The organism is Streptomyces sp. R-07, from assembly GCF_049913175.1.
Classification (GTDB): Bacteria; Actinomycetota; Actinomycetes; order Streptomycetales; family Streptomycetaceae; genus Streptomyces.
In genome coordinates this window covers 7,451,341-7,476,460 of sequence record NZ_CP183978.1, presented here as the reverse complement: position 1 = coordinate 7,476,460, position 25,120 = coordinate 7,451,341, and the positions used below count along the sequence as shown (strand labels likewise).

The following is a 25,120-nucleotide window of genomic DNA, read 5'->3' as shown; positions in this document are numbered from 1 at the left end:
CGCCATGTCCACGGACCCGAAGCCGATCCCCCTCCCCGTCACCGCCGTCACCTGTCTGGAGGACCGCGCCCACGTCGAGCGCACCGCCGTGCTCGACCTGGAGGCCGGCGTCCAGCGTCTGCGTCTCGGACCGGTCAGCGCGCTCGCCGTCGACCGCTCTCTCCACGCCGAGCTGACCTCCGGCCATCCGGCCACCGTGCTCGACGTGCGGATCGTCCGCGCCTGGACGCCGCGCGGACCGGTGCCGCCGGCCGAGGACGACTCCGCCCTCCGCCACCGCGTCCACGCCCTCGAAGAGGAGCGGCTCGCCCTGGAGCAGCGCCGCGACCGGCTGCGGGCCCGCCTCGACCTGCTCGGGCGGCTCACCGCCGACCTGCTGCGGGAGATCGGCGAGGGCGCCGGTCTCGGAGAGTCCGAGGGGCCCCGCTGGGGACGCGAACTCGACCGCGTGGACGCCGAGGGAGACACGTACGGCGAGGAACTCCGCACCACAGAGGCGCGGTTGACCGCACTCACCGCCGAACTCGCCGAGCTCCGGCGAGCCGTGGAGCTGGCGGAGGAGGAGCCCGCCGAGCTGGTCGGCCATGTCGAGCTGACCGTGGAGGCCGCGTCCGCCGGGCCGGCGACGCTGCGCCTGAGCCACCTCACCCCGTGCGCGCTGTGGAGGCCCGCCTACCGGGCCGTGCTCGACGGGGACTCCCTGACCCTGGAGACCGACGCCATGGTCTGGCAGCGCACCGGCGAGGACTGGTCGGACGTACGACTGACGCTGTCGACCGCCCGGTCGGCGCAGGCCACCGAGCCGCCGCGGCTCGTCGAGGACCGGCTGACGCTGAAGGACCGCACCGCGGCGGAGCGCCGCACGATCGACGTCGAGCTGCGCGAGGAGGAGAGCCCGACGCTCGGACCGGCGGCGGTGCTCGGCCTGCCGGGCGTGGACGACGGCGGCGAGGCGCGGGTCCTGCACGCCCCCGCGCCGGTCTCCGTGCCCGGGGACGGGCGGGCCCACCGGGTGCCGGTCTCCTCGTTCACGACGGCCGCGCGCAGCGAGTACGCCTGCTCGCCCGAACTGTCCCCGCTGGTCACGCAGGTGGTGCGGTGCGACAACCTGTCGGGGCACGCGCTGCTCGCCGGGCCCGTGGACCTGGTCCGGGGCAGCGGGTTCACCGGCCGCGGCACGCTGGACTTCACGGCGCCCGGCGCCGCCGTCGAGCTCCCCTTCGGCAGCCGCGACGACCATCGGGTGGTCCGGCGGGCCGAGGAGTCCCGCGAGACCACCGGACTCACGCAGCGGACGGTGGTCACCCGCACGGTCCGGCTGCACCTCTCCCGGTTCTCGCCGCCCGGGGAGACGGGCGAGCGGGTGGTGGCCCTGCGGGAGCGGATCCCCGTCTCCGAGGTCTCGGCGGTGGAGGTGCGCCTGCGCAAGGAGGCCTGCTCACCGGCGCCCGACGCGGTCGACGCCGAGGGCATCGTCCGCTGGGACGTCTCCCTGCCGCCCGGCGGCCGCCGTACGGTGACCCTGGTCTACGAGCTCTCGGCGACGGCCAAGGTCGCGGGGCTCTGAGCACTCGGCGCCGCGCACCCTACCAGCGCGGCGCCTTCCGCATGCCGAACTCCCCCTACTCTCCACAACCGGGCGAATGCGTGCGGTAGTCATGGGGGCGGGAGGGAACACCTTGGTCTTCAGTCTGGGTCGCCGCCGCAAGGCCGCCACTGTCAGCGCCTGTCCGTACACGTCCACACCCACGCCCCCGCCCGGTGCGTGGCCGCGCCCACCGGTACCGGAGGTCACGGACCGCCGGGAGGCGGAGAGCTTCCTCCGGCAGTTCCATCACGAGCAGCCCGACGCCGGGGACGTGGAGCACAGGGTCCGCGAGGTGCTCGCCGAGATCGACCGGACCGGTACGTACGAACACACCCCGGCCGAGCTCTCCTTCGGCGCCCGTGTCGCGTGGCGCAACGCGGCCCGGTGCATCGGCCGGCTCTACTGGCGCAGCCTCGTGGTGCGCGACCTGCGGCACGTGTCGTCGGCCGACGACATCGCCGCCCACTGCTTCGAGCACCTGCGGCTCGCCGGGAACGGCGGGCGGATCCGCCCGGTGATCTCGGTGTTCACCCCGGACCGGCCGGGCCGTCTTGCGCCGCGGATCGTCAACGACCAGTTGGTCCGCTACGCGGGGCACCGCGCCTCCGAGGGCCGCTGGATCGGCGACCCGCGCGGCGAGGCGTCGACCGCCCGCGCCCTGGCTTTGGGGTGGAAGCGGGACGAAGAGCCGTTCCAGGTGCTGCCGTTGATGGTCGAGGAGCGTCCGGGCGCGCGGCCGGAGTGGTACGAGCTGCCGGACGGTGCCGTCATGGAGGTGCCGCTCCGGCACCCGGACCACGGGTGGTTCGCGGAGCTGGGGCTGCGCTGGTACGCGGTGCCGGCGATCAGCGACATGACGCTCGAGATCGGCGGGGTGCGGTATCCGGCGGCGCCGTTCAACGGCTGGTACATGGGGACGGAGATAGGCGCCCGCAATCTCGCCGACGCCGAGCGCTACGACCTCCTCCCGGTGGTCGCCGACCGCCTGGGCCTGGACCGCTCCTCGGCGCGCACGCTGTGGCGGGACCGGGCGCTCGTCGAGCTCAACGTGGCGGTGCTGCACTCCTTCCAGGAGGCCGGGGTGACGATGGCGGACCATCACACCGAGTCCGAGCGGTTCCTGCGGCACATCGCGCAGGAGAGCCGGCACGGCAGGCCCACGCCCGCCGACTGGAGCTGGATCGTCCCGCCCGTGTCCGGCTCCACCACCGCGGTCTTCCACCGGTACTACGACCCGGTGGACACGTCACTGCGGCCCGCGTTCCTCGCCAGGGAGGGCTGAGGGCGCGGCCGCGGGGCCGGGCGGCAGGTGGACCGTCATGATCAGGTGGCAGGTCGTCCCGCCCGCGCCGCGGTAGGCGTGGGCGGCGTCGCCCTCGAAGGTGGCGGTCTGTCCGGCCTCGACGGTGTGCTCCGCGCCGTCGACGACCAGGACCATCCGGCCGGCGGTGACGCTCACGGTCTCCACGACGCCGGCCTGGTGGGGGTGGCTGGGGTACTCCTCGCCCGGTTCCAGCGTCCAGCGCCAGACCTCGACCGGTGCCTGGCCCGAGGTCGTCAGCATGAGCCGGGCCTCGCTGCCCAGTCTCCCCGTCCAGAGCGGTGCGACGGCGTCGGCGGTCACGACGCGCACGCGGCCTTCGGCCGGCCCCTCCATCAGGGCGGACACGGACACGCCGAGGGTGTCGGCGAGGCGGACGAGGGTGGCGAAGTTCGGGTTGCCCTGGGCCTTCTCCAGGCCCACCAGGGCGCCCTTGCTGACCTGGGCCCGCCTGCCGAGTTCGTCCAGCGAGAGGCCGGCCCGGTTGCGGGCCGCCCTCACGTTGCGGGCGAGGATCCGCAGGGCTGCGTCTGTCTCGGCCATCCGTTCACCGTTCTCGCGCGTGGACCAGTGGAATGCACCGTGCGGTCGTTTGGTTGACACAACCCGGTCGGTCCGTTGTACGGTCTAGTCGTTCCATTGAGATACTAAGGGATGCACCGTGATCGCTCTGCTGCTGGCCCTGGGCAGCTCACTCGCCTATGGGTGCGCCGACTTCTTCGGCGGCCTCGGAGCCCGCAAGGCCCATGTGCTGCGGACCGTGATGATCGCGGCCCCGGCCTCGCTCGCGGTGGAGCTGCTCCTGTGGCCCTTCCTCGGCGCCTCGTTCGACACCGGGGCCCTGACCTGGGGTGCGGCGTCCGGAGTCGCCTCGGCCGCCGCCTTCGCGCTGCTCTACCGGACCCTGGCGATCGGACCGATGAACGTCCTGTCGCCCGTGACCGCACTCGTCTCCGCGATGCTGCCGGTCGGGGTGGGCCTGCTGCAGGGCGAGCGGCTGGGAGTCACCGGCCTCATCGGCCTGCCGCTGGCGCTCGCGGCGGTGGTCCTCGTGAGCGCCGGACACGACTCCGGTACGGAGCGCCCGTCCCGTACCGCGCTGCTGCTCGCCCTCGGGGCGGGCGCCGCCATCGCCCTCCAGCTGGTCTGCCTGCACCAGGCGCCCCCGGACAGCGGGGTGGCGCCGCTCATCGTGGGCCGGGCCGTCTCCTCGGCCGTGACCCTCGCCGCGGCGGCGGTGATGTACCGCCGGCTGGGTTCCGAGCGGCCCGCGTACGGGCTGTCGGCGGCCGCGGGAGTGCTGGACTCCGTGGCGAACCTGCTCTTCCTGCTCGCCGCCCGCGGAGGCGACCTCGCCGTCGTCGCCGTGATCACCGCCCTCTACCCGGCCGGCACGGTCCTGCTCGCCCGCAGCGTGCTCGCCGAACGCATCCACCGCGGCCAGCTCGTCGGCCTGGGGACGGCGGCCGTGGCCGTCAGTCTCCTGGCGCTGACCTGAGCGCCCCCTCTCGTCCGCACGCACGAACGGAAGTCCCCATGACCGCCTTCCACCTCGCCCCCGCCGTCGCGGAGGCCTTCCCCGACACCCTCATCGCCCTGGTCACGGCCACCGGCCTGCGGGGCCGCGAGCCCTGGCCCCGGACCACGGCCGCCGTGGCGGAGCTGGAGCGGGAGCTCGCCGCCGGCACCTGGCTCCCCGCCGACGAGACCGACCCCCGCATCGAGGCGTGGCACACCGCGTACCGCTCCTTCGGCACCAACCCGCGCCGTGTCCGCCCCAGCGTCGACGCGCTCGGCCGCCGCCTCGCGAAGAAGGGCGCCCTGCCGCGCATCAACCCGGCCGTCGACTCCTACAACGCCGTGTCCGTCCGCCACGGCCTGCCGGCCGGCGCCTTCGACCTGGACCACGTCACCGGCGAGGTCGTCATCCGCCCCGCGGACGGCACCGAGGCCTTCACCCCGCTCGGCGAGCCGGACACCGTCGAGAACCCCCGGCCGGGCGAGATCGTCTACGCCGACACCACGGGCGTCCTGACCCGCCACTGGAACCACCGCGACGCGCACCGCACCCGCGTCACCGAGGACTCCACCCGCGTCACCTTCGTCCTCGAAACCCTCCACGCCGGCCGCGACGGCCACCTCCTGAAGACCGCCGCGACCGAACTCCAGGACCTCCTGGCCCCGCACGCCGACGGGACGACGGTCCGCTACCTCGACCCGAGTGGAACCTCCGGCGGGGTAGGAGGACGCTGGAACTGAGCGCGTCCGGGGTCCCGGGCGTCCCGAACGGAGCGCCCGCCCGGTCGGGAAAGGCCGTGCCATGCGCATGCTGCTGAAGGTTCAGATGGACACCCCGGCCTCCAACGAGGCCATCAAGCAGGGCAAGCTCCTGGAGCTCATGGAATCCGCGATGAAGCAACTCCAGCCCGAGGCCGCGTACTTCACCGTCGACAACGGTTGTCGGACCGCCTTCCTCTTCTTCGACCTGGCCGACCCCTCCATGATGCCGAAGATCTCGGAGCCGTTCTTCATGGAGATCGGCGCCAAGATCCACTACTCGCCGGTCATGAACCCGGAGGACCTCCGCAAGGGCCTCGCGGCGGTCATGCCCTCGTGAATCCGGGACGGGACGGCGCATCGGGCGGCGCAGGGGCCCGGCCACACGGCCCGGGCCCGGCTCGACGGTCCAGGAAGACCGGCTCCGTGGTGAAACGGGCTCAGGCGGGCTTCTCCCGGCCCACGTAGCGGATGACCTCGCAGTCGTCGAGGATCACCAGGCCCTCGCCGACCAGCTCGTCGAGCTGGGGCAGGAAGGCGCGGACCTTCTCCTCCGTGTCGACGATGACCACGGCCACCGGAAGGTCCTCGCTCAGCGACAGCAGTCGCTGGGTGTGGATCAGCGAGGAGGCACCGAAACCCTCGATGCCGCGGAACACGCTGGCTCCCGCGAGACCGGCCTCGCGCGCCCGGCCGACGATCTGGGTGTACAGCGGCTTGTGGTGCCACAGGTCGGTCTCCCCCACGAAGACCGTCACCCGCAGGGCCCTGCCCGTCAGCCTGGTCATCGCCGCCTCCACGCCGTACGCGGCGGGTCGCCCGTCACCGGGTGCGGCGAGGCAGGCCCGCACTTCGAGTCTACGGTCGTACCTCCGGGCCGAGGGGGTGTCTTGTCGGCAAGACACCCCCAAGGGGCCGGCGGGACGCCGGCCCCCTCCCCCGGGCGGTCGGTCCGTCAGCAGCCGCTCGTGAGCCAGCGGCAGGCGGTGATCAGCGCGGCGGCGTGCTCCTCGCCGCGGGCGTCCTCCGTGCGGACCTCCTCCGGCAGGACCTGCAGGGCATCGATGTCGAACTCCATCATGACGGTCTCCTTCTTCGGGTGAATCGGATATTCGGTGGGACGCCGGTGGCCGGTGGCCACCGGACACTCAGGGGTGGGCCGGCCCGTCCTCCGGCAGCCAGGCCCGGGGCCCTCCGCCGCGCATCCGCAGCAGCAGGGAGAGGCTCCCGGCGAGGCCGGTGGCGTACTCGGCGAGCACGGTCCTGCGGTTCTCGTCGGGCACGAGGAGGCGTCCGTCGCGCAGCACGGCCTGGGCGGCCAAATGCTCGACGAGCAGTTCGGCGGCGGCCCGGTACTCCTCCTCGCCGGTCAGCGCCGCGGCGTCGAGGAGGAACTCGGCGTTCCCCGCGAGCCCGTGGCAGGTGGCCGGCGAGTCGGTCACCCGGCCCGCCCGCACCGCGCGGGCCGCACCGTCCACCAGGTCGCGGACCGGCTTGTCGGACGCTCCCGTCGACGCCCACAGCCGGACGAGGAAGGTGCCCACGCCGGAGGAGCCGCTGCACCAGTGCCGCGCGAGATCCGGGGAGTCGGAGAGGTGGCGGGCCCGGTCGACGGGCCAGAGCGCACCGGCCGGTCCGCTGCGGGCGGCGGCCACGAGGGTGGCCCCGGCCTCGGTGGCCGCGTCGAGGAACCGTCCGTCGCCGGTGGCCTCCGCCGCGAGCAGGAGGAAGGTGCCGACCCCGGCCACGCCGTGCGCGAAGCCGTAGTGCCAGGCTCCGGCGAGCGCCGACCCGAAGTCCTCCGGCACCGGCCAGAAGACCCCCTCGGGGGTGCGCCGCGCGGTGTCGAGCAGGCCGTCGGCGACCTCGGCGGCGCGGTCGAGGAACCGCGGGTCCCCGGTGGTGCGCCAGAAGTGAAGCTGCGTCAGGCCGGAGCCGGCCACGCCGTGGCAGACGTCGGGGTTGGGCGCGCGGACGGGCAGGCCGAGGGCCAGGGTGACGGCCCGGTCCTCCAGGGTGGTGTCGTCGAGGGCCCGCGCGGCGTCGAGGAGCGCCCAGGCGGTGCCCGAACGGCCGAAGTGCAGCCCCGGGGGGTCGCTCGGCAGCGTCACCTGTCGCGCCGCCGTCCAGTGGGCGGCCGTGCGGAGGCCTTCGGCCAGCGCCTCGCGGGTCACGGGCGGTACGGAACCGGTCCGCGGGAGGCGGAGTCCGGCGTCCCAGTGGCCGAGGGCCCGGGCGAGGACGGCGACGCCGCCCGCCGATCCGTGCTGCACGGCCACGGGGTCGCAGGTCTCGCCGAACGAGTCGGAGACCCACAGCCGTTCGGGGTCGTGCGGACGCATCGTGGCCAGCAGGTGGGAGAGGCCGTCGTGCAGGAGGCGTGCCCGGGTCGCCGTCGCGTCCGGGTGTTCCCCGGCGGACGGAGCCGCATCCGGTCGCGCCGTCGGTTCCCCTCGGCCTCCCACCAGGAACTCCCGTGCTCGGTCCAGGGTCCAGCGGTCTTCGGGCGCGTCCCGCGTCAGGCCCAGGATCAGCGGCGCGAAGCGTCGTACGGGCGCGTGGTCACGGGCCAGGAGGTCCACGAGGTCCGCGAGGCGCCGTTCGTCCGGCCGGGCCGTGTCGCGCGGCAGGTCCTCGGCGAAGACCGGGTCGGCGCCGCTCAGGGCGTGCAGGACGGTGGCGCCGAGGGCGTACAGGTCGACGCTCGGCGGCAGGGCGGGGGCCACCTGTTCGGCGGCCCGCAGCTCGGGGGCGGTGTAGCCCGGGGTGGCGCCGAGGACCCAGCGCTCCCCTTCGCGGGCCGCCATCTCCAGGTCGATGAGGACGAGCCGTCCGTCCGGGGTGACCATGACGTTGTTGGGGTTGAAGTCGTGCAGGGTGAAGCCCAGTTCATGGGCGGCGGCGACGAGCTCGACGAGCTGCCCGACCAGCGCGTCGGCCGTACGGTCGTCGGGGCTGCCGCCGCCGTCCCCCACCAGGCGCTCGGCGACGGTGCGCCGCAGCGTCGCCCCCGCGACCGATTCCGTGGCCAGGAACACGCTGCCCTGCTGTTCGAACACCTCGACGAGCCCGGGGACCCGGTCGGGGCGCGCGTGCCCGAACCGTTCGAGCAGGGCGGCCTCGCGGCGCAGCAGGTCCCGGACGTCCAGGCCTTCGAGTCCGGCTCCCACGTGGGGCCGCGCCTGCTTGACGACGACCTGGGCGCCGGTGCGGGTGTCCTCGGCGCGGAACACCCCGCCCTTGTTGGAGTGCTGGATCGCTCCCCGTACGAGGAAGCGGTCGCCGAGCAGCACGGGCTTGGCCGTGGCGGTGCTGCGGGCGGGCGCGGCGGGACGGTCGGGGAACGGGTCGCCGGCCCAGGCCGGGGGGCTGAACCAGGCGTTGCGCTCGTCCGCGACCGGCCGGCCCTCGGGGTCGGTGAGACGGGCGGCGAATGCGCCGTCGGGCGTCAGTTCCCGGACGCCCTTGAACACGCCGTACCGGTAGAAGACCTGGCTGTCGGGGCGGTAGCGCCGGTCGGAGAGGACGGCGGGGCCCGGAAGTCCCTCCGTGGCCCGGTGGAGTTCCTCCGCGAGCCGCCGGAACTGCGCGTCGTCGGCGGGGTACACGGTCAGGAACTTGCCGCCGCCACCGCGTGCGAAGCGCCCGGACACCAGCGCGGCCACATCGGCCGGGCTCGCGGCGAACTTGAAGGCCGCCCGGTGGGCGACGAGCACCTCGGCGGACCGGGCGAGGACCAGGGGGGCCGAGAGCGGGGTGGCCGGGACGTGGAGCTTCCAGCCTTGGGCACGCCCGACGGCCCTTCCGGGCACGACGTGGCACCAGAACGCGCCCGGTTCGACGCTCCAGTCCGCCGTGCCGGGTTCCGCCGCCGGTGCGTGCCGGGCGATCACGGCGCGCACGATGTCGGGCAACAGGGCCCGGTCGGCGGGGCTTTCGGTACGTGTCCGGCGGGGTCCGGGGCCGGAGGGGGAATGCGCGGTGGGTGACGACACGCTCTTCGTCCTCGCGTTTCGCAGGGGTGGCGAGCAGGGGGCCGAGCGGTCCTACTGAAGAGGCCGGTCGTAGTCGTCTCCCCAGCTGGTGTCCATGGGGCTCCCGGCGACCGTCCGCGTCGTCTCCGGCGTGCCGTCCTTCGCGGCGACGGAGGCTCCGCCGGCGAGCAGGACGGCGAGGAGAAGAAGGCAGCGGACGGCGACGGACATGGTGCGGCTCCTGGTTCGGGAGGGTGAGAGGGCGGGCGGGAAGCTCCGTGTCTGGCGGGTTCACGCCGTATGTCGGCCTGATGGGGTTTCCCTCGGCCGGACACCACCAGTCCATCCCGGCGAGCCCGCTTGGTCCAGCGCCATGACCTGGCAATACCCTGCATGGCACGGAAGTAGCAGGGCCGCATCACGGGGGAAACGTGTGACTACTGGGGTGGATGTGGACGGAATACCTCGGCTGGACGCCGAGGCCGTCGCCGTCTTCGCGTACGTACTGGAGCACGGGAGTCTCGCGAACCCGACGGCGGACGGGCTTTCGGACGGGGTTGCGGACGGGGATGCGCACGGGCTTGCGCACAGACTTCCGGACGGGGTTCCGGACGGACTTGCGCACGGGCTTCCGGCCCTCGGGCTGAGCCCGGAGCAGGTCGAGGCGGCCTGCCGCACCCTGCGACAGCTCCGTCTGCTCCGCCCGGCGCCCGGCCGGCCCGGGGAGCTGATCCCGGTGAACCCGGACGCCGCCGCCGCGGAGGTGGTCGGCCCCCTGGAGGCGGAGCTCGCGCGGGCCGCCGCGCACGCCCAGTCCCTGCGCGACGATCTGCACTCCCTGATGCCGCGGTACCGGGCCGCGCGGCGCGAACAGGGCCGCCGGGAGGGCTTCGACGTGCTGCCCGACATGGCGTCCGCCTCCGCGATGCTCACCGAGGAGTCGGCCCGCTGCCGGGAGGAGGTGTTCAGCATCCAGCCGGGCGGCGGGCGGGCGGCGCACCGCCTCGGGGACTCCGTCGAGCGGGACGTGGCGATGCTCGGGCGCGGGGTGCGGATGCGCACGCTGTACCAGCACTCGGCGCGCTCCAGCCTGTCCACCCAGGGGTACGTGGAGCGGCTCACCGAGGCAGGCGCCGAGTACCGGACCGCCGCCGAACTCCCCGACCGGGCCGTGGTCTTCGACCGGGCCGTGGCCTTCCTGCCCCGGCGCGCCGACGGTGGTGCGGGCGAGGGCGCGGTCCTCGTCCGGGACCCCGACGTGGTGGCGTACCTCTGCCGGGTGTTCGAGCAGCACTGGTCCGGCGCGGTCCCGTTCCGGGGCACCAGCGAGGCCGCGTACAAGGAGGTCGGTCCCAGTCTGCGGCGGGCGCTCGTGGTGCTGCTCGCGGAGGGGGCCAAGGACGAGGTGATCGCCCGCCGCATGGGGATGTCGCTGCGCACCTGCCGCCGTCACATCGCCGACCTGATGGAGGAATTGGGGGCGGAGAGCCGCTTTCAGGGCGGTGCGCTCGCGGAGCGCGCCGGGCTCACCGGCACGGAGGTCACGACGGAGTCGGCCGAGGGCACGGCCCACCGGTAGGGTGCCCTCCGGCAAACAGTGTTCTGCGTGGGGAGACATGGGTTCATGGGCGGTCAGCAAGCGGACCGGAGCGGCTCCGAAGTGTTCCAGTCACTGGCGGCGGACGACCCGACGACGGTCGCCGGATACCGGCTCGCCGCACGGCTCGGCGCCGGCGGCATGGGCAAGGTGTATCTGTCGTACACGCCCGGCGGCCGGCCGGTGGCGATCAAGCTGATCCGTCCCGAGTTCGGCGAGGACGCGGAGTTCCGCCGCCGCTTCGCCCAGGAGGTGCGCTCCGCGCAGCGCGTCCAGGGGCTGTTCACCGCGCCCGTCATCGACGCGGACCCCGAGGGCGCGCAGCCGTGGCTGGCCACCGCGTACGTCCCGGGTCCCTCGCTCGCCGACGCGGTCGTACGGCACGGCGCGCTGCCCGTGGAGACGGTGCTGCTGCTCGTCGCGGGCATGGCCGAGGCCCTGCACGTCATCCACGGCGCGGGCATCGTGCACCGCGACCTCAAGCCGTCCAACGTGCTGCTCGCCTCCGACGGGCCCCGCGTCATCGACTTCGGCATCGCGCACGCCGCCGACGCGACGTCCCTGACGGGCAGTGGAGTCACCATCGGGACCCCGTCGTTCATGGCGCCCGAGCAGGCGGCGGGACGGCGGGTCACCCCGGCCACGGACGTGTTCGCGCTCGGTCAGGTCGCGGCGTACGCGGCGACGGGCGTCCCGGCCTTCGGCGAGGGGACGGGGCACGGGGTCCTGTACCGGATCGTGCACGAGCAGCCGGATCTGAGCGGCGTTCCCGAGCGGCTCACCGAGCTCGTCACGCGGTGCCTCTCGAAGGAGCCCGAGGCCCGGCCCACGCTCGCCGAGATCATCCAGCTCTGCCAGGCCGCGAACGCGGCGACGGTGCTGCGCCGTCCCGAGGACTGGCTGCCGGGCGCGGTCTCCGCCGAGATCACGGCCCGGGCGGCGGCTCCCGCGCCCCCGCAGACGCCCCCGCCGCCGACGACCGTCCCGTCGGCCGCGCCGGTGGGGTACTCCCCGACGGCGCCGGCCGCGCCCTCGACCCCGCCGCCCGGATTCGGCCCGCCGCCGCAGACGGTCACCGCCGCTCAGTCGGCCCCCGCCGCCCCGTCGACCCCGGCCGGTCCCCCGGCCGGCGTCGCCCCGGCGCCCGCCTTCCCGTACGCGCCGACGCAGGGCCCCGGCGGTCCCACGTACCCGCAACAGCCCTACCCCGGGCGTCCGATGCCGACCGGCTACCACCCGCAGCAGGCGCCCCAGCAGCAGAAGAAGCGCGGCGGGCGCGGTCTGGTCATCGCCGTCGCCGCCGTCGTCGCCTTCGCCGTGGCGGGCGGCACGACCGCGTACGTCCTGCTGAAGGACAAGGACGGACAGACGACGACGGACGCCGGCGGGAAGCCCAACGGGAAGGGCTCGGCGAGCACGCCGAGCAGCGGTGGCACAGGGACCGGAACCGGGACCGGGACCGGGACCGGGACCGGGAGCGCCACCCCGAAGCCCTCGACGGCGCCGGCCCCGGAGGGCGCCACGTACGAGAACATCAACCTCACGGCCGGCTACCACCTGACCCTCGGGGACGACCCCGTGCGCCCCCAGGACGGCGAGGACGGCGGGTACGAACTCTCCTACGACACCGGCGGCTACCTCGACGCGGAGAGCACCGGCGGCAATCTGGTGCTGCTCGACCCGGGCCAGGAGGGCACCCTCGAAGCGTGCCGCGCGGAGACCCGGTTCACCGAGAACATCGCTGTGAGCAAGCTGTCTCAGGGCCGTCAGGTCTGCGTCACGACGGGCACGGGCCATCTCGGCCTGGTCACCGTCAAGGGCTTCTCCTCGGAGGACTCGCCGAGCACCTACATGACCCTCGATCTGACGGTCTGGCGCAACGCGGCACCTTCGTCGTCGACGAGCTGATCGCCTTTGGTGACATATTCCGTGACCTGAATACCGATCCGATCAAGAGAGGTTCCGAACCGATCAAGATCGGATCTATAGTGCCGACGTTACGACTCCCCACCCCCGCGTGCCTGTTCTCGAGAGTCTGGTTGATGTCGGCGCCGTCCACCCCCTTCCGCCCTGCCCTGCTCGCCTCGTTGCTGACAGCCGCCGTGGGTGGTGCGCTCGCCGTCGCGGCGACCGCCGCGGCGCCGGCCGAGGTCCGTCCCGCACTCGGCTGGTTCACCGGCGGCGGTGTCCTCCTGCTGGCCGCCGCGACCTGCGCGGTCACCTGGTACGGGCGGACCTCGCGCTCCCTGAGCCGGAGCGTCGAGGCCCTCACCGCCGAACTGGCCTCCCGGGAGGCCCAGGCCGCCCGGCTCACGGCCGACTCCGCACGCGAGACGGCGGCGTCGAGGGAGCGGTACGAGGCACAGGCCGCCGCCTCGGAGGCGGCCCACGCGGCACGGACCGAGGAGCTGGTCCGCAGCCACACGGCCCGCACCGAAGAACTCGTCGCCGCCCACGCGGCCCGGACCGCCGAGCTGACCGGGGCTCAAGCCGCCGAAGTGCAGCGGCTCGAAGCCCAGCTGCGCCGCGCCGAGTCCGGCCGGTCCGCCGCCATGGCCGCCGCGGCCAACGCGGCCGGCCGCATGCAGGCCCTCGCCACGAGCATGCTGGCCGACCTGCGGGAGATGGAGCACCGGCACGCCGACGAGGACGTCCTCGCCGATCTGCTCCACCTCGACCACCGCACCGCCCAGGCCGGGCGCCTCGCCGACTCCGTCGCCGTACTCACCGGGGCCCGGTCCGGCCGGCGCTGGGCCCGCCCCATCGTCATGGAGTCGATCCTGCGCGGTGCCATGGGACGGATCGGCGGCTACCAGCGGGTGCGGCTGCACTCCAGCAGCGACGCGGCCGTCGCGGGGCACGCGGCCGAGGGCGTCATGCACGCCCTGGCCGAACTCATGGACAACGCCGCGAACTTCTCGCCGCCCACCGCCGAGGTCCACGTCTACGTGGAGGAGGTCCCGGCCGGGGTCGTCATCGCGGTCGAGGACAGCGGCCTGGTCATGAGCGACGTGCAGCTGCGCCGCGCGGAGGCCGCGGTCGGCTCGACGGCGCAGGACCTGGCCGGCCTCTCCGGCACCCGGCTCGGCCTGGCCGTCGTCGGCCGGCTGGCCCGCAAGCACGGACTGACCGTGTCGTTCCGCCCCTCGGCGCGCGGCGGCACCGGCGCGCTGCTGATGCTGCCTCAGGACCTGATCAGCCACACGCCGGTCGAGCCACCGACCGCCCCCGCCACCGTCCTGCCGCCCGTGACGGGCCGCGGCCTGACGGCGCCGGCACCGGCGCCGGTCCCGGGCAAGGTGACGGCGCTGGTCGAGGGCGAGGCCACGGCGCCGGTCGAGAGCGAGGCGACGCCGTCGGTCCCGGGCGAGGCGACGCCGTCGGTCCCGGGCGAGGCCACGGCGCCGGTCTCGGGCGAGGCCACGGCGCCGGTCTCGGCCGAGGCCACGGCGCCGGTCACCGACGGTCCGGCGGCCGTCCCCGCTCCGGCCCCCGAGCCCGAGACGACCCACGACACCGCGGCCGAAAGCACCGGTGAGCACCCGCGGTTCGGCGAGAGCGGCCTGCCGCGCCGCCGGCGCGGCCGGGCGATGGCCGCCGCCCACCCCGAGGGCCCCGAGGCCGCCGGAAAGCCGCGCGCGGAGGGCCCGCGCACCGGTGCTGCGGCCGGGGCGGCGACCCGCTTCGGCACCTTCCGCCAGGCCGTGCGCGGCACGGGCGCCGCAACACCCGAGGCGCGGACGACGACCGACGGCCATCCGGCCGCCGAGCGTCCCACCGCCGGATCCGGCGGCGCCGAGCCGGCCGCCGAGGCGGCCACCCCTCTCGTACCGTCCGACCCCGCCGACGGCCGGCCTTCCGCTCCGCGGACCTCGCCGCCGTCCTCGAACTCCCCGCACCCGGAAGGCACCCCGTCATGACCGGCACCACCACCGACGAGAAGCTCAGCTGGCTCCTGGAGGGCCTGCTCGAACGCACCCCGGGCACCCGTCACGCCCTGGTGCTCTCCCGTGACGGCCTCAAGCTCTGCCGTACCCCCGAGCTCTCCGTCGACCAGGCCGACCAGCTCGCCGCGATCGCCGCCGGCATCCAGAGCCTGTCGCACGGTGCCTCCGTGGAGTTCGGCGACGGCACGGGCGGGGTCCGCTCCGCGATGGCCGAGTTCTACGGCGGCATCCTGTTCATCGTGGAGGCGGGCGAGGGCGCCCATCTCGCGCTCGTCGCCGACGAGGACGCCGACGCCGGGCTCGTGGGCCACAACATGTCCGAGCTGGTGGAGCAGTTGAGCGAGTACCTGGTCGCGAGGCCCCGGGGATGAGCCGCGGCAGGCCGGGCCGGGACGACTCACCCGACCGGCTCTACACCCTGACCGGCGGCCGCAGCCGCGCCGGGTCCGACGCCTTCGACCTGGTGACGCTCGTGGTCTCCGAGAGCGATCCGGTCGCCGGCATGCAGTCCGAGCACGCCGCGATCCTGCGCATGTGCCGGTTCCCCACGGCCGTGGTGGAGGTGGCGGCGGGGCTCGGGCTGCCGGTGTCGATCACGCGGATCCTCCTCGCCGACCTGCACGACACCGGCCGGATCAGCGCACGGCACCCCCGCGCCTCGTACCGCCTTCCCGATCACGACATCCTGGAGCAGGTGCTCGTTGGACTCCGTAACCTCTGAACAGCGCCAGACCCTGCACAGCACCGCCGACAACGGACTGAAGATCGTCGTCGTCGGCGGTTTCGGAGTCGGCAAGACCACCCTGGTCCGCTCGGTCAGCGAGATCCGTCCGCTGAACACCGAGGAGACCATGACCCAGGCCGGCGAGGGGGTCGACGACACCGTCGGCGTCGCCGCGAAGACGGCCACCACGGTCGCCTTCGACTTCGGCCGGATCTCACTGGACGCGCACAACGTCCTGTACCTGTTCGGGGCGCCGGGCCAGGAGCGCTTCTGGTTCCTCTGGGACCGGCTGTTCTCCGGGACGCTCGGCGCGGTCGTCCTCGTCGACACCCGGCGGCTCGCCGACTCCTGGTACGCGATCGACCGCCTGGAGCACCACGGCACGCCGTTCGTCGTCGCGTGCAACGACTTCGGCGGCCCGGCCCACACCCCCGCCCAGATCCGCGAGGCCCTCGACCTCGCCGACGAGGTGCCGCTGGTCCTCTGCGACGCCCGGTCGCGCGAGTCCAGCAAGCAGGTGCTGATCGCGCTCGTGGAACACCTGCGGACCGTCGTCGCCGCGGCCTCGCGGCCGACCCCCCACCCCCTCCCGGAGCCCACCCCGTGACCCTCCCCGAGCCCCAGCCGGTCCCGCTGAGCGGGCCCCGGTTCCAGACCGACCCCACCGAGCTGTACCGGCAGATACGACGCGAGCACGGGGCCGTCGCCCCGGTGGTGCTCGACGGGGACATACCCGCCTGGCTGGTCCTCGGCTACCGCGAGCTGCACCAGGTCACCAGCGACCCGGTCCTCTTCTCCCGCGACTCCGAGCTGTGGAACCAGTGGGACGCCGTCCCGGCGGACTGGCCGCTGCTGCCCATGATCGGCCGCAAGCAGCCGTCGATCCTCTACACCGTGGGCGAGCGGCACCGCGAGCGGGCGGGGGTCGTCTCCGACGCCCTGGAGGCGATCGACCCGTTCGTCCTGCGGGAGCGTGCCGAGCGCTTCGCGGACGAGCTCATCGACGGCCTGTGCGGCAAGGGCGCCTGCGACATCATCGCCGAGTACGCGATGCTGCTGCCGGTGCGTGTCCTCGCCAGCTGCTACGGCTTCGCCGACGAGCAGGGTCCGGGGCTCGTCACCGCCATGAACGACATGATCAACGGCCAGGAGGGCGCGCTCGACGGCCAGCGCCACCTGGCCGGGTCGATGTTCGCGCTGCTCGCCGCCAAGGCCGAGACGCCGGGTGACGACGTCGCCTCCCGGATGCTCGCCAACACCGCCGGGTTCACCGTCGAGGAGGTCGCCCAGGACCTCATGGTGATGATGGCCGCGGGCCACCAGCCGACCGCCGACTGGATCGGCAACTCGCTGCGCCTGATGCTCACCGACGACCGGTTCGCGGCCTCGCTCGCCGGCGGCCGGCACAGCGTCGGCGAGGCGATGAACGAGGTCCTGTGGGAGGACACCCCGACCCAGAACGTCGCCGGACGGTGGGCCTCGCGCGACACCCACCTCGGCGGGCGCCGGATCGGCCGCGGCGACCTGCTGCTGCTCGGTCTGGCCGCCGCCAACTCCGACCCGCACGTGCGCACCGACTCCGGTGCGTTCACCGGCGGCAACAACGCCCACCTCTCCTTCGGCCACGGCGAGCACCGCTGCCCGTTCCCCGCCCAGGAGGTCGCCGAGACCATCGCCCGGACGGGGATCGAGGTGCTGCTCGACCGGCTGCCGGACGTGGATCTCGCGGTCGCCGAGGGCGCCCTCGCCCGCCGCCCCTCCCCCTGGCTGCGCGGCCTGACCGCGCTCCCCGTGACGTACACCCCGACCCCCGCCCTTGGAGCCCTCGGATGAGCTGCCCGTACGACCACACCGCCGCGACCGGCACCGATGTGATCACCCTCGACCCCTTCGTCGCCGACCTCGACGGCGAGAGCGCCCGGCTGCGCGCCGCCGGCCCGCTGGCCCGCGTCGTGCTGCCCGGCGGGGTGGCCTGCTGGGCCGTCACCCGGCACGCCGAGGCGCGCAAGCTGCTCACCGACTCCCGGCTCGTCAAGGACATCGACGTCTGGGGTGCGTGGCAGCGCGGCGAGATACCCCTGGACTGGCCGCTGATCGGTCTCGCGAACCCCGGCCGGTCGATGCTGACCGTCGACGGCGACGAGCACCGGCGGCTGCGCACGCTGGTCGCGCAGGCGCTCACGGCGCGCCGGGTGGAGCGGCTGCGCGCGGGCATCGAGTCCCTGACCACGGGGATGCTGGACCGGCTCGCCGAGCGCCCGTCCGGGGAGGTCGTGGACCTGAAGGCGGAGTTCGCGTACCCGTTGCCGATGAACGTGGTGGGCGAGCTGATGGGCGTCGACCCGTCCGACCACCCGCGGATGAAGGCGCTGTTCGACAAGTTCTTCTCGACGCAGACGCCGCCCGAGGAGGTGCCGCAGATGATGGCGGACCTGGGCGCGCTGTTCGCGGGGATCGTGGCGGGCAAGGCGGAGAAGCCCGGCGACGACCTCACGAGCGCGCTGATCGAGGCCTCGGAGGGCGGCGACCGGCTGACCACGGAGGAGATCACCAACACCCTCCAGCTGATGGTGGCGGCCGGGCACGAGACGACGATCAGCCTGATCGTGAACGCCGTGGTCGCCCTGGAGACCCACCCCGAGCAGCGTGCCCTGGTGCTCAAGGGCGAGGTGCCGTGGGAGAACGTCATCGAGGAGACCCTGCGCTGGTCGACGCCCACCTCGCACGTCCTCATCCGGTTCGCCGCGGAGGACATCGAGGTCGGTGACCGGATCCTGCCGAAGGGCGAGGCCCTGATCGTGTCGTTCGGCGCGATCGGCCGGGACGAGGAGCAGCACGGTCCGACGGCCGGCGACTTCGACGTGACCCGGACGCCGAACCGGCACATCTCCTTCGGCCACGGCCCGCACGTGTGCCCGGGTGCGGCGCTGTCCCGCCTGGAGGCCTCGGTGGCGCTCCCCGCCCTGTACGAGCGCTTCCCCGAGCTGCGCCTCGCGGTGCCCCGCGAGGAGCTCCGGAACAAGCCGGTCGTCACGCAGAACGACCTCTTCGACCTCCCGGTCGTGCTGGCCTGACCGGAGAAGCGCTCCGTGGTTCCGGCCACGGGGCGCTACGATGTGTCCATGCATCTGTCGTCGTGCCTCAGCTGGTGGCGCTCCTCCTAGGAGCGGCCACTCATCACGCACGACCGGGCCGTTCGGACGAACGGCCCTTTTGCGTTTCCTGGCTCACGGGTCCAGTCGTCCTGACGGCTCCACCGACCCACACCAGGAGACCTCGTGAGCACCGTCACCACCACCGCCCCGTCCGCTCCCTCCCCCGCCGCCCCCTCGGCTCCCTCCGCCGACGCGCTCGGTACGACCGCCGCACGGACGCGCAGCGCGGTCCTGGAGCAGCAGATCCTCGAAGATCCGGGGCGGTTCCGCATCCTGACCGGCGACCGCCCCACCGGGCGGCTGCACCTGGGGCACTACTTCGGCACCCTGCACAACCGGGTCCGGCTCCAGAACCTCGGCGCGGAGCTGTTCGTGATCATCGCGGACTACCAGGTTCTGACCGACCGCGACGTGGCGGACAACCTCACCGAGCACGTCGAGGAGCTGGTGCTCGACCACCTCGCCATCGGTGTGGACCCGGAGCGCAGCACGGTCTTCACCCACAGCGCCGTCCCCGCCCTGAACCAGCTGCTGCTGCCGTTCCTCAGTCTCGTGTCCGTGGCAGAGCTGAACCGCAACCCCACCGTCAAGGACGAGATCGCCCACTCCCGGCAGTCCGCCGTCAGCGGCCTGATGTTCACCTATCCCGTCCACCAGGCCGCCGACATCCTCTTCTGCAAGGCCAACCTGGTCCCCGTCGGCCAGGACCAGCTCCCGCACCTGGAGATCACCCGGACCGTCGCCCGCCGGTTCAACGACCGCTACGGCAGCGGCGCCACCGTCTTCCCCGAGCCCGACGCCCTGCTGTCCGAGGCACCGCTGCTGCTGGGCACGGACGGCACCAAGATGAGCAAGAGCCGCGGCAACGCCATCGCCCTGGCCGCCGATGCCGACGAGACCGCCCGGCTGCTCAAGGGCGCGAAGACCGACGCCGACCGGCACATCGCCTACGACCCGGCCGGCCGGCCCGGGGTGTCGTCCCTGCTGCTGCTCGCGGCGCTCTGTCAGGGCCGTACCCCCGAGGAGGTCGCCGCGGACATCGGCTCCGCGGGAGCCGCCGCGCTGAAGCGGACCGTGACGGAGGCGGTCAACGAGTACCTGGCGCCGATCCGGTCCCGCCGTGCGGAGTACGCGCAGGACCGGACGTACCTCCGCCGGGTCCTGCGCGAGGGGAACGAGCGGGCCCGCGCCGTGGCCGACGCGACCCTCGCCGAGGTGCGGACGGCGATGAACAGTCTGTACTGACGTATGTTTCCGGCATGGGAATGCGGGAGGGGATCGGGGAATGACGGAGGGGACTCTGGACGCCATCGACCGGGCGCTGCTCGCCGAGCTCCAGCGGGACGCCACGCAGGCGTACGCGGCGCTGGGCCGGGCGGTCGGCCTGTCGGCGGGCGCCGCGCACGAGCGGGTGCGGAAGCTGCGGGAGCGCGGCGTCATCCGCCGCACCACCGTGGACGTCGATCCCGCGGCCCTCGGGCAGGACGTGCTCGCCTTCGTCATGGTCGACTCGTCCGCCTGGATCGGGGATTCGGCGGCGGCGTTCGCCGCGATCCCCGAGATCCAGGAGGCGCACGTCATCGCCGGCAGTGCCTCGGTCCTGGTGAAGGTGCGCACCGCGACCACGGTGCAACTGCAGGACGTGCTGCGCCGGTTGTACGCGATCAAGGGCGTGAGCGGCACGCAGGCGACGGTGTCCCTGGAGACCTTCTTCGAGCGGCCGGTCTCCACGGACTGAGCTTCCGTCGGTCCGTCAGCCGGCCGTGCCGCTCTCCAGGATGCCCTTGAGGGTCAGTTCGTCCCTCGGCATCTCCTTGCGCACATGGGGGCGGACGACGAGCGGGACGAGTGCCTTGCCGATGCCGTGCCCCTCGAAGTCGAGGGAGAGCGTCAGGCGGGAGCGCTCGCCGTCGTCCAGCGGCTCGATGGTCCCCTGGACGTCGCCGCGTACGGGGCCGTCGATGCCGTGCACGTGCCAGTGCCTCGGCGGCTCCAACTCGATGACCTGCATGGTCGAGGTGAACTCCCGCTTGCCGAGCCGCCGCGTGACGGCGACCTTGGAGCCGACCGCGAGGGGTGTGTCGCCGATCCTGCGCACCGAGACGGCGCTCTCCTGCCACTCGGGCAGATGCGTCGGGTCGGTCACGTAGGAGAAGACCTCGTCGGGCTTGCGGGAGATGTCGATGGTTTCCGTGATGGGAGGCATGTCGCCCCCTTCGTGCGACGGGAGACCTCGCCGGAACCCGGTGCGCCGACGCGGGCTCGTTGGCGCTTCGCACAAATCCTCCCACTCCGGGCGGCGCCCCGCCAGCCTCGATCTGAGTAGCGGTACTCATGCAGGCATCCGGCGCCAGCGGGAGCATGACATCAGGCGGGCGGGTTCGGAGGGGGCGGCATGAGCAAGGTCGTGGGCGGTTTCCTGGTCGCGGGACTCGCGGTGGGGGCTCTGGTGCTCGCGTACGCGGTGGGGGCGCCGCCCGGGACGGTGCTCGCGGTGGGCGCGGGCGTCCTGGGGCTGCTCTGGCTCCTGCTGCTCCTCACGGCCCCGTGGAACCTGTACTTCCGGGCCCACGCGGTGCTCGCGGAGATCACGGTCAGCCGGGAGAAGGGCCTCGTCGTCTCCGAGCAGCGGGACACCGAGGCGCGGCGGATCGCGCGGGTGATGCTGCGGGTCGCCGTCGCCGGGCACGTGGCGACGGCCGGTGCGGCGCTCGCCGTGGCCGCCGCGACCGGCCGCGGAGCCGGGTACTGGTGGGCCGGGTTCTTCCTGCTCAGCACGGCCTTCCGGCCGGCCGGAGCGTACTTCGGGCAACTGCGCCGGCGGCTCGGTCTGCTGCTGCGGGAGGTGACGTATCCGCGCGACGACGTGGTGGCGCTGCGCGAGCGGGTCGCCGCGCTGGAGAACGGTGCGACGGTGCTCGACGGCAAGGCGGAGGAGCAGTACCGGGCCCTCGCCGAGCTGCGCCGCACGGTCGACGCGGTCGGCCTCGCCGCGCACGACCGCGCGGAGGCGACCGACCGGCGGATCGCCGCGCTGGCCCGGGAGTTCGAGGCGACGGTGAACCGGCTCACCGACAACGAGGAGATCATCACCGGCCTCAAGGCCTTCCTGCGCCTCCTGCGCGCCACGGACGGCGCGGCGGGCCCCACCCCCTCCTGAGCGCCGGCCGACGCGCTGCGACATGTCGCCGTCACGGAGGGCGACCCATCCGCTTGCCGGTCCTCAGGTTGCGGCTAATGTCGATATATAGGCCACATGTGCATCCTCGTTCCCACGCTCACGAGGTGAGGGATCAGGGGGCGTACGAAAGGAGCCTCCCATGACCCGTACATTGCGGAGCGCGATAGCCCTGGCCGGAGCCGCGGCCCTCTCCCTCGGAGTGGTGGCCACGAGTGCGTCGGCCCTGGGCGCGGGAAGCGAGAAACAGGGGGACGTCAGGATCGGACTGCTGCTACCGGAGAGCAAGACCACGCGGTACGAGAAGTTCGACCGGCCCTACATCGAGGCGAAGATCCAGGAACTGGCGCCCGGGGCCCACGTCGACTACTACAACGCCGCGCAGAACGCGACCACCCAGCAGCAGCAGGTCAACACCGCGCTCGCCAAGGGCGACAAGGTCATCATCCTGGATGCCGTGGACGCCAAGTCCATCCAGTCCTCCGTGCAGAAGGCCCATGACGCGGGCGTCAAGGTCGTCGCGTACGACCGCCTCGCGCAGGGCCCCGTCGACGCCTACGTCTCGTACGACAACCACAAGGTGGGCGAGCTCCAGGGCAAGGCGCTCCTCGCCGCGCTCGGCGACAAGGCCAAGAGCGGAGAGATCGTGATGCACAACGGGTCGCCGACCGACCCGAACGCGGCCGAGTTCAAGGCCGGTGCGCACTCCGTCCTCGACGGCAAGGTGAAGATCGGCAAGGAGTACGACACCCCCGACTGGGACCCGAACAACGCCAACCAGCAGATGTCCGGAGCCATCAGCTCCCTCGGCAAGGACAAGATCGTCGGTGTCTACTCGGCCAATGACGGACTGGCCGCCGGTATCGCCACCGCCCTCAAGGCCGCCGGCATGAACGTGCCGCTGTCCGGCCAGGACGCCCAACTCGACGCGATCCAGCGGATCCTGATCGGTACTCAGACCTTCACCGTCGAGAAGCCGTACAAGCCCGAGGCCGACATCGCCGCCACCATGGCCGTCAACCTGGCCGAGGGCAAGAAGCTGTCGTCCGACCTGGTGCCCACCACGGTCACCAGCGGCAGTGACCACAAGGTCGCGGCCACGCTGCTCACGCCGGTCGTGGTGAACAAGGACAACATCAAGGACACCGTCGTCAAGGACGGGCTCTACACCGTCCAGGAGATCTGCACCCCGACCTATGCGGCGGCCTGCAAGGACGCCGGTCTCGAATAGGACGCCGGTCTCGGACGCGATCAGGACGCCGGTCTCGAAAAGGACGCCGGTCTCGAAGAGGAGGCGGTTCCCTTGCCGGAGCCAACCGTGCTCACCCTGCGGGGGATCTCCAAACGGTTCGGCGCGGTCCAGGCGTTGAAGGACTTCGATCTCGAGGTCCACGCCGGCGAGGTCGTCGCCCTCGTCGGCGACAACGGCGCCGGCAAGTCCACCGCCGTCAAGTCGATCGCCGGAGTGAACCCGCCCGACGAGGGCGTCATCGAATGGCAGGGGCGGGCCGTCAGCATCAACCGGCCCCACGACGCCCAGAACCTCGGCATCGCCACCGTCTACCAGGACCTCGCCCTGTGCGACAACCTCGACGTGGTCGGCAATCTCTTCCTCGGCCGCGAACTGCGCCGCTTCGGCGTCCTGGACGAGGTCCGGATGGAACAGCGCTCGCGCGAACTGCTCGACACCCTCTCCATCCGCATCCCCAGCGTCCGGATCCCGGTCGCCTCCCTCTCCGGCGGCCAGCGCCAGACCGTCGCGATCGCCCGCTCCCTGATCGGCGATCCGAAGGTCGTCATCCTGGACGAGCCCACCGCCGCCCTGGGCGTGGAGCAGACCGCCGAGGTCCTCGACCTGGTCGAGCGGCTCCGCGAGCACGGTCTCGGCACGATTCTCATCAGCCACAACATGGTGGACGTGATGGCGGTCGCCGACCGGATCGCCGTCATGCGCCTCGGCCGGAACAACGGCTTCTTCGACAAGCGCTCCACGACCACCGAGGAGATCATCTCCGCCATCACCGGAGCCACGGACAGCGCCGTCACCCGCCGCCAGGCCCGCAAGCGGCAGGAGGAGCAGCAATGAGACGGGACCGAGCCCCCGACAACTCCGCGCAGGAACCGGCGCCCGAGGCCATGCCGGCGGTCGACACCCGGCTGCTCGTCCGCGAGCAGGGCCTGAAGGGATACCTCGGGGAGTTCCGCCGCAAGCTGCGCAGCGGGGAGCTGGGGTCACTGCCCGTCGTCGTGGCCGTGATCATCATCTGGACGGTGTTCGGCAGCCTCGACAGCACGTTCCTCTCGGCCCAGAACCTCTCCGACCTCAGTCAGCAGATCGTCGGCACCGGCATGATCGCCGTCGGGATCGTCTTCGTCCTGCTGCTCGGCGAGATCGACCTGTCCGTCGGCTCCGTCAGCGGCCTGTGCGCCGCCATCTTCGCCGTGCTCAACGTCCTGAACGGCATGAACCAGTGGCTGGCGCTGCTCGTCGCCCTCGCGGGCGGAGCGGCCGTCGGGCTCATCCACGGCTTCTTCTTCGCGAAAGTCGGCGTGCCGGCGTTCGTGGTGACCCTGGCGGGCAACCTGTTCTGGAACGGCCTGATGCTCCAGATCCTGGGCGCCAACGGCACGGTCAACATCCCGAGCGAGAGCATCGTCTCCAAGCTCTACTCGACGATCTTCCACAGCCCCGCCACGGCCTACGTGACCGCGGCCGTGGGGGTCGGGCTCTTCCTCACGGCCTCGCTCCTGGACGCAAGACGGCGCCAGGCCGCCCGGGTACCGTTCCGTCCGGTCGCCGAGATCGTGCTGCGTACGGTCGTCATCGCCGCGATCGCGTTCGCCGCGGCGTACATCCTCAACCAGTACCAGGGGCTCCCCCTCGCGCTCCTCATCTTCCTGATCGTGCTGGTGCTCCTGGACTTCGTGCTGCGCCGTACGACGTACGGGCGGCGGATCTTCGCCGTCGGCGGCAACATCGAGGGCGCGCGCCGGGCCGGCATCAGCGTGCCGTTCGTCCGCATGACCGTCTTCTCGATCTCCGGGCTCATGGCGGCGGTCGGCGGCATCTTCCTGGCCGGGCAGATCCAGTCCGCGAGCCAGACCTCCGGTGGCGGCAACCTGCTGATGAACGTCATCGCCGCGGCCGTCATCGGCGGCACGAGCCTGTTCGGCGGGCGCGGTTCGGTCTGGTCCGCCCTCCTCGGCGCGCTGGTGATCGGGTCCATCCAGTCGGGCATGAACATCATGGGTGTCAGCAACGCCGTCCAGTTCATGATCACCGGTGCGGTCCTGCTGGCCGCCGTGGTCGTCGACTCGCTGTCCCGCCGGAGCCAGAAGGCCGCGGGCCGCGCCTGATC

The 25,120-nt window shown here is 73.0% G+C and carries 25 protein-coding genes; 19 read left to right on the top strand and 6 right to left on the bottom strand.

What is annotated here, in order from left to right; genetic code table 11:
- The first annotated feature begins 4 nt into the window (after positions 1 to 4).
- Both ACN9M0_RS34105 and ACN9M0_RS34100 read left to right on the top strand, forming a co-directional pair.
- Positions 5 to 1,567, top strand: a complete 1,563-nt coding sequence (locus ACN9M0_RS34105) for a mucoidy inhibitor MuiA family protein (RefSeq protein ID WP_426404789.1) — start codon at positions 5 to 7, stop codon at positions 1,565 to 1,567.
- A gap of 91 nt (positions 1,568 to 1,658) precedes the next feature.
- Positions 1,659 to 2,870: a nitric oxide synthase oxygenase gene (locus ACN9M0_RS34100; protein WP_426405365.1), complete on the top strand. Its 1,212-nt coding sequence runs from the start codon at positions 1,659 to 1,661 to the stop codon at positions 2,868 to 2,870.
- Here the strand turns inward: ACN9M0_RS34100 and ACN9M0_RS34095 are convergent.
- Positions 2,835 to 3,452: a helix-turn-helix domain-containing protein gene (locus ACN9M0_RS34095; RefSeq protein WP_426404788.1), complete on the bottom strand. Its 618-nt coding sequence runs from the start codon at positions 3,450 to 3,452 to the stop codon at positions 2,835 to 2,837. The two genes, ACN9M0_RS34100 and ACN9M0_RS34095, sit on opposite strands and share 36 nt — an antisense overlap.
- A 118-nt stretch (positions 3,453 to 3,570) precedes the next feature.
- On the opposite strand from ACN9M0_RS34095, the gene ACN9M0_RS34090 reads away from it, so the two are divergent.
- The 3 genes from ACN9M0_RS34090 to ACN9M0_RS34080 all read left to right on the top strand — a co-directional run bounded on the left by ACN9M0_RS34090 (position 3,571) and on the right by ACN9M0_RS34080 (position 5,526).
- Positions 3,571 to 4,407 (top strand): EamA family transporter, encoded by an 837-nt coding sequence (locus tag ACN9M0_RS34090; protein WP_426404787.1) that lies wholly within the window; start codon positions 3,571 to 3,573, stop codon positions 4,405 to 4,407.
- A gap of 38 nt (positions 4,408 to 4,445) precedes the next feature.
- Complete coding sequence (locus ACN9M0_RS34085; RefSeq protein ID WP_399697357.1) at positions 4,446 to 5,168, top strand: B3/4 domain-containing protein; 723 nt, start codon at positions 4,446 to 4,448, stop codon at positions 5,166 to 5,168.
- Between the two features lie 61 nt (positions 5,169 to 5,229).
- Positions 5,230 to 5,526, top strand: coding sequence for a hypothetical protein (locus tag ACN9M0_RS34080; RefSeq protein WP_366042482.1), 297 nt, complete (start codon positions 5,230 to 5,232; stop codon positions 5,524 to 5,526).
- A 100-nt stretch (positions 5,527 to 5,626) separates the two neighbouring features.
- On the opposite strand, the gene ACN9M0_RS34075 is transcribed toward ACN9M0_RS34080, so the two are convergent.
- The 4 genes from ACN9M0_RS34075 to ACN9M0_RS34060 form a co-directional block, all read right to left on the bottom strand.
- The gene (locus tag ACN9M0_RS34075) at positions 5,627 to 5,974 is read right to left on the bottom strand and encodes a DUF190 domain-containing protein (protein WP_366042483.1); all 348 of its coding nucleotides are present in this window, start codon (positions 5,972 to 5,974) and stop codon (positions 5,627 to 5,629) included.
- Positions 5,975 to 6,141: 167 nt separating this feature from the next.
- Entirely contained in the window at positions 6,142 to 6,267 is a 126-nt protein-coding gene (locus tag ACN9M0_RS34070) for an ALQxL family class IV lanthipeptide (protein ID WP_366042484.1), read from the bottom strand.
- A gap of 67 nt (positions 6,268 to 6,334) precedes the next feature.
- Positions 6,335 to 9,100, bottom strand: coding sequence for a class IV lanthionine synthetase LanL (gene lanL / locus ACN9M0_RS34065; RefSeq protein ID WP_426404786.1), 2,766 nt, complete (start codon positions 9,098 to 9,100; stop codon positions 6,335 to 6,337).
- Positions 9,101 to 9,232: 132 nt separating this feature from the next.
- On the bottom strand, positions 9,233 to 9,391 hold the full coding sequence (locus tag ACN9M0_RS34060; protein ID WP_366042486.1) for a hypothetical protein: 159 nt from the start codon (positions 9,389 to 9,391) through the stop codon (positions 9,233 to 9,235).
- 220 nt (positions 9,392 to 9,611) lie between these two features.
- Between ACN9M0_RS34060 and ACN9M0_RS34055 the strand changes: the two genes are divergently transcribed.
- From ACN9M0_RS34055 to ACN9M0_RS34010, 10 genes are all read left to right on the top strand, one after another.
- Positions 9,612 to 10,739, top strand: coding sequence for a hypothetical protein (locus ACN9M0_RS34055; protein ID WP_426404785.1), 1,128 nt, complete (start codon positions 9,612 to 9,614; stop codon positions 10,737 to 10,739).
- Between the two features lie 45 nt (positions 10,740 to 10,784).
- Entirely contained in the window at positions 10,785 to 12,665 is a 1,881-nt protein-coding gene (locus tag ACN9M0_RS34050; RefSeq protein WP_426404784.1) for a serine/threonine-protein kinase, read from the top strand.
- A 134-nt stretch (positions 12,666 to 12,799) separates the two neighbouring features.
- Entirely contained in the window at positions 12,800 to 14,677 is a 1,878-nt protein-coding gene (locus ACN9M0_RS34045; protein ID WP_426404783.1) for an ATP-binding protein, read from the top strand.
- A complete protein-coding gene (locus ACN9M0_RS34040; RefSeq protein WP_365223493.1) occupies positions 14,674 to 15,075 on the top strand; it encodes a roadblock/LC7 domain-containing protein in 402 nt (133 codons plus the stop codon). The genes ACN9M0_RS34045 and ACN9M0_RS34040 overlap by 4 nt, the downstream gene beginning before the upstream one ends.
- Positions 15,072 to 15,425 (top strand): DUF742 domain-containing protein, encoded by a 354-nt coding sequence (locus tag ACN9M0_RS34035; protein ID WP_030690507.1) that lies wholly within the window; start codon positions 15,072 to 15,074, stop codon positions 15,423 to 15,425. The genes ACN9M0_RS34040 and ACN9M0_RS34035 overlap by 4 nt, the downstream gene beginning before the upstream one ends.
- A complete protein-coding gene (locus tag ACN9M0_RS34030) occupies positions 15,406 to 16,035 on the top strand; it encodes a GTP-binding protein (RefSeq protein ID WP_399697368.1) in 630 nt (209 codons plus the stop codon). The genes ACN9M0_RS34035 and ACN9M0_RS34030 overlap by 20 nt, the downstream gene beginning before the upstream one ends.
- Complete coding sequence (locus tag ACN9M0_RS34025) at positions 16,032 to 17,261, top strand: cytochrome P450 (RefSeq protein ID WP_366041837.1); 1,230 nt, start codon at positions 16,032 to 16,034, stop codon at positions 17,259 to 17,261. The genes ACN9M0_RS34030 and ACN9M0_RS34025 overlap by 4 nt, the downstream gene beginning before the upstream one ends.
- Positions 17,258 to 18,502, top strand: coding sequence for a cytochrome P450 family protein (locus ACN9M0_RS34020; protein WP_426404782.1), 1,245 nt, complete (start codon positions 17,258 to 17,260; stop codon positions 18,500 to 18,502). The genes ACN9M0_RS34025 and ACN9M0_RS34020 overlap by 4 nt, the downstream gene beginning before the upstream one ends.
- Positions 18,503 to 18,706: 204 nt before the next feature.
- The gene (gene trpS / locus ACN9M0_RS34015; protein ID WP_399697372.1) at positions 18,707 to 19,828 is read left to right on the top strand and encodes a tryptophan--tRNA ligase; all 1,122 of its coding nucleotides are present in this window, start codon (positions 18,707 to 18,709) and stop codon (positions 19,826 to 19,828) included.
- A 55-nt stretch (positions 19,829 to 19,883) separates the two neighbouring features.
- A complete protein-coding gene (locus ACN9M0_RS34010) occupies positions 19,884 to 20,321 on the top strand; it encodes an Lrp/AsnC family transcriptional regulator (RefSeq protein ID WP_426405364.1) in 438 nt (145 codons plus the stop codon).
- A gap of 15 nt (positions 20,322 to 20,336) precedes the next feature.
- Here the strand turns inward: ACN9M0_RS34010 and ACN9M0_RS34005 are convergent, their stop codons facing one another.
- A complete protein-coding gene (locus tag ACN9M0_RS34005; RefSeq protein WP_366041834.1) occupies positions 20,337 to 20,789 on the bottom strand; it encodes an SRPBCC family protein in 453 nt (150 codons plus the stop codon).
- A 189-nt stretch (positions 20,790 to 20,978) separates the two neighbouring features.
- On the opposite strand from ACN9M0_RS34005, the gene ACN9M0_RS34000 reads away from it, so the two are divergent.
- The 4 genes from ACN9M0_RS34000 (at position 20,979) to ACN9M0_RS33985 (ending at position 25,118) form a co-directional block, all read left to right on the top strand.
- On the top strand, positions 20,979 to 21,743 hold the full coding sequence (locus ACN9M0_RS34000; RefSeq protein WP_366041833.1) for a hypothetical protein: 765 nt from the start codon (positions 20,979 to 20,981) through the stop codon (positions 21,741 to 21,743).
- Between the two features lie 160 nt (positions 21,744 to 21,903).
- A complete protein-coding gene (locus ACN9M0_RS33995) occupies positions 21,904 to 22,992 on the top strand; it encodes a substrate-binding domain-containing protein (protein ID WP_366041832.1) in 1,089 nt (362 codons plus the stop codon).
- Positions 22,993 to 23,064: 72 nt separating this feature from the next.
- Entirely contained in the window at positions 23,065 to 23,847 is a 783-nt protein-coding gene (locus ACN9M0_RS33990) for an ATP-binding cassette domain-containing protein (RefSeq protein WP_366041831.1), read from the top strand.
- Positions 23,844 to 25,118, top strand: a complete 1,275-nt coding sequence (locus ACN9M0_RS33985) for a sugar ABC transporter permease (protein ID WP_366041830.1) — start codon at positions 23,844 to 23,846, stop codon at positions 25,116 to 25,118. Before ACN9M0_RS33990 ends, ACN9M0_RS33985 begins: the two co-directional genes overlap by 4 nt.
- Positions 25,119 to 25,120 lie beyond the last annotated feature (2 nt).

What these genes read in the sequence shown, in the direction of transcription:
- ACN9M0_RS34040 (WP_365223493.1), top strand. Translation starts at nt 14,674, where the DNA reads ATGACCGGCACCACCACCGACGAGAAGCTCAGCTGGCTCCTGGAGGGC.
- ACN9M0_RS34000 (WP_366041833.1), top strand. Translation starts at nt 20,979, where the DNA reads ATGAGCAAGGTCGTGGGCGGTTTCCTGGTCGCGGGACTCGCGGTGGGG.
- ACN9M0_RS34100 (WP_426405365.1), top strand. Translation starts at nt 1,659, where the DNA reads ATGGGGGCGGGAGGGAACACCTTGGTCTTCAGTCTGGGTCGCCGCCGC.
- ACN9M0_RS34075 (WP_366042483.1), bottom strand. Translation starts at nt 5,974, where the DNA reads ATGACCAGGCTGACGGGCAGGGCCCTGCGGGTGACGGTCTTCGTGGGG.
- ACN9M0_RS34050 (WP_426404784.1), top strand. Translation starts at nt 10,785, where the DNA reads ATGGGCGGTCAGCAAGCGGACCGGAGCGGCTCCGAAGTGTTCCAGTCA.
- ACN9M0_RS34005 (WP_366041834.1), bottom strand. Translation starts at nt 20,789, where the DNA reads ATGCCTCCCATCACGGAAACCATCGACATCTCCCGCAAGCCCGACGAG.
- ACN9M0_RS34105 (WP_426404789.1), top strand. Translation starts at nt 5, where the DNA reads ATGTCCACGGACCCGAAGCCGATCCCCCTCCCCGTCACCGCCGTCACC.
- ACN9M0_RS33995 (WP_366041832.1), top strand. Translation starts at nt 21,904, where the DNA reads ATGACCCGTACATTGCGGAGCGCGATAGCCCTGGCCGGAGCCGCGGCC.
- ACN9M0_RS34070 (WP_366042484.1), bottom strand. Translation starts at nt 6,267, where the DNA reads ATGATGGAGTTCGACATCGATGCCCTGCAGGTCCTGCCGGAGGAGGTC.
- ACN9M0_RS33985 (WP_366041830.1), top strand. Translation starts at nt 23,844, where the DNA reads ATGAGACGGGACCGAGCCCCCGACAACTCCGCGCAGGAACCGGCGCCC.
- ACN9M0_RS34035 (WP_030690507.1), top strand. Translation starts at nt 15,072, where the DNA reads ATGAGCCGCGGCAGGCCGGGCCGGGACGACTCACCCGACCGGCTCTAC.
- ACN9M0_RS34060 (WP_366042486.1), bottom strand. Translation starts at nt 9,391, where the DNA reads ATGTCCGTCGCCGTCCGCTGCCTTCTTCTCCTCGCCGTCCTGCTCGCC.
- ACN9M0_RS34085 (WP_399697357.1), top strand. Translation starts at nt 4,446, where the DNA reads ATGACCGCCTTCCACCTCGCCCCCGCCGTCGCGGAGGCCTTCCCCGAC.
- ACN9M0_RS34095 (WP_426404788.1), bottom strand. Translation starts at nt 3,452, where the DNA reads ATGGCCGAGACAGACGCAGCCCTGCGGATCCTCGCCCGCAACGTGAGG.
- ACN9M0_RS34045 (WP_426404783.1), top strand. Translation starts at nt 12,800, where the DNA reads ATGTCGGCGCCGTCCACCCCCTTCCGCCCTGCCCTGCTCGCCTCGTTG.
- ACN9M0_RS34020 (WP_426404782.1), top strand. Translation starts at nt 17,258, where the DNA reads ATGAGCTGCCCGTACGACCACACCGCCGCGACCGGCACCGATGTGATC.
- ACN9M0_RS34080 (WP_366042482.1), top strand. Translation starts at nt 5,230, where the DNA reads ATGCGCATGCTGCTGAAGGTTCAGATGGACACCCCGGCCTCCAACGAG.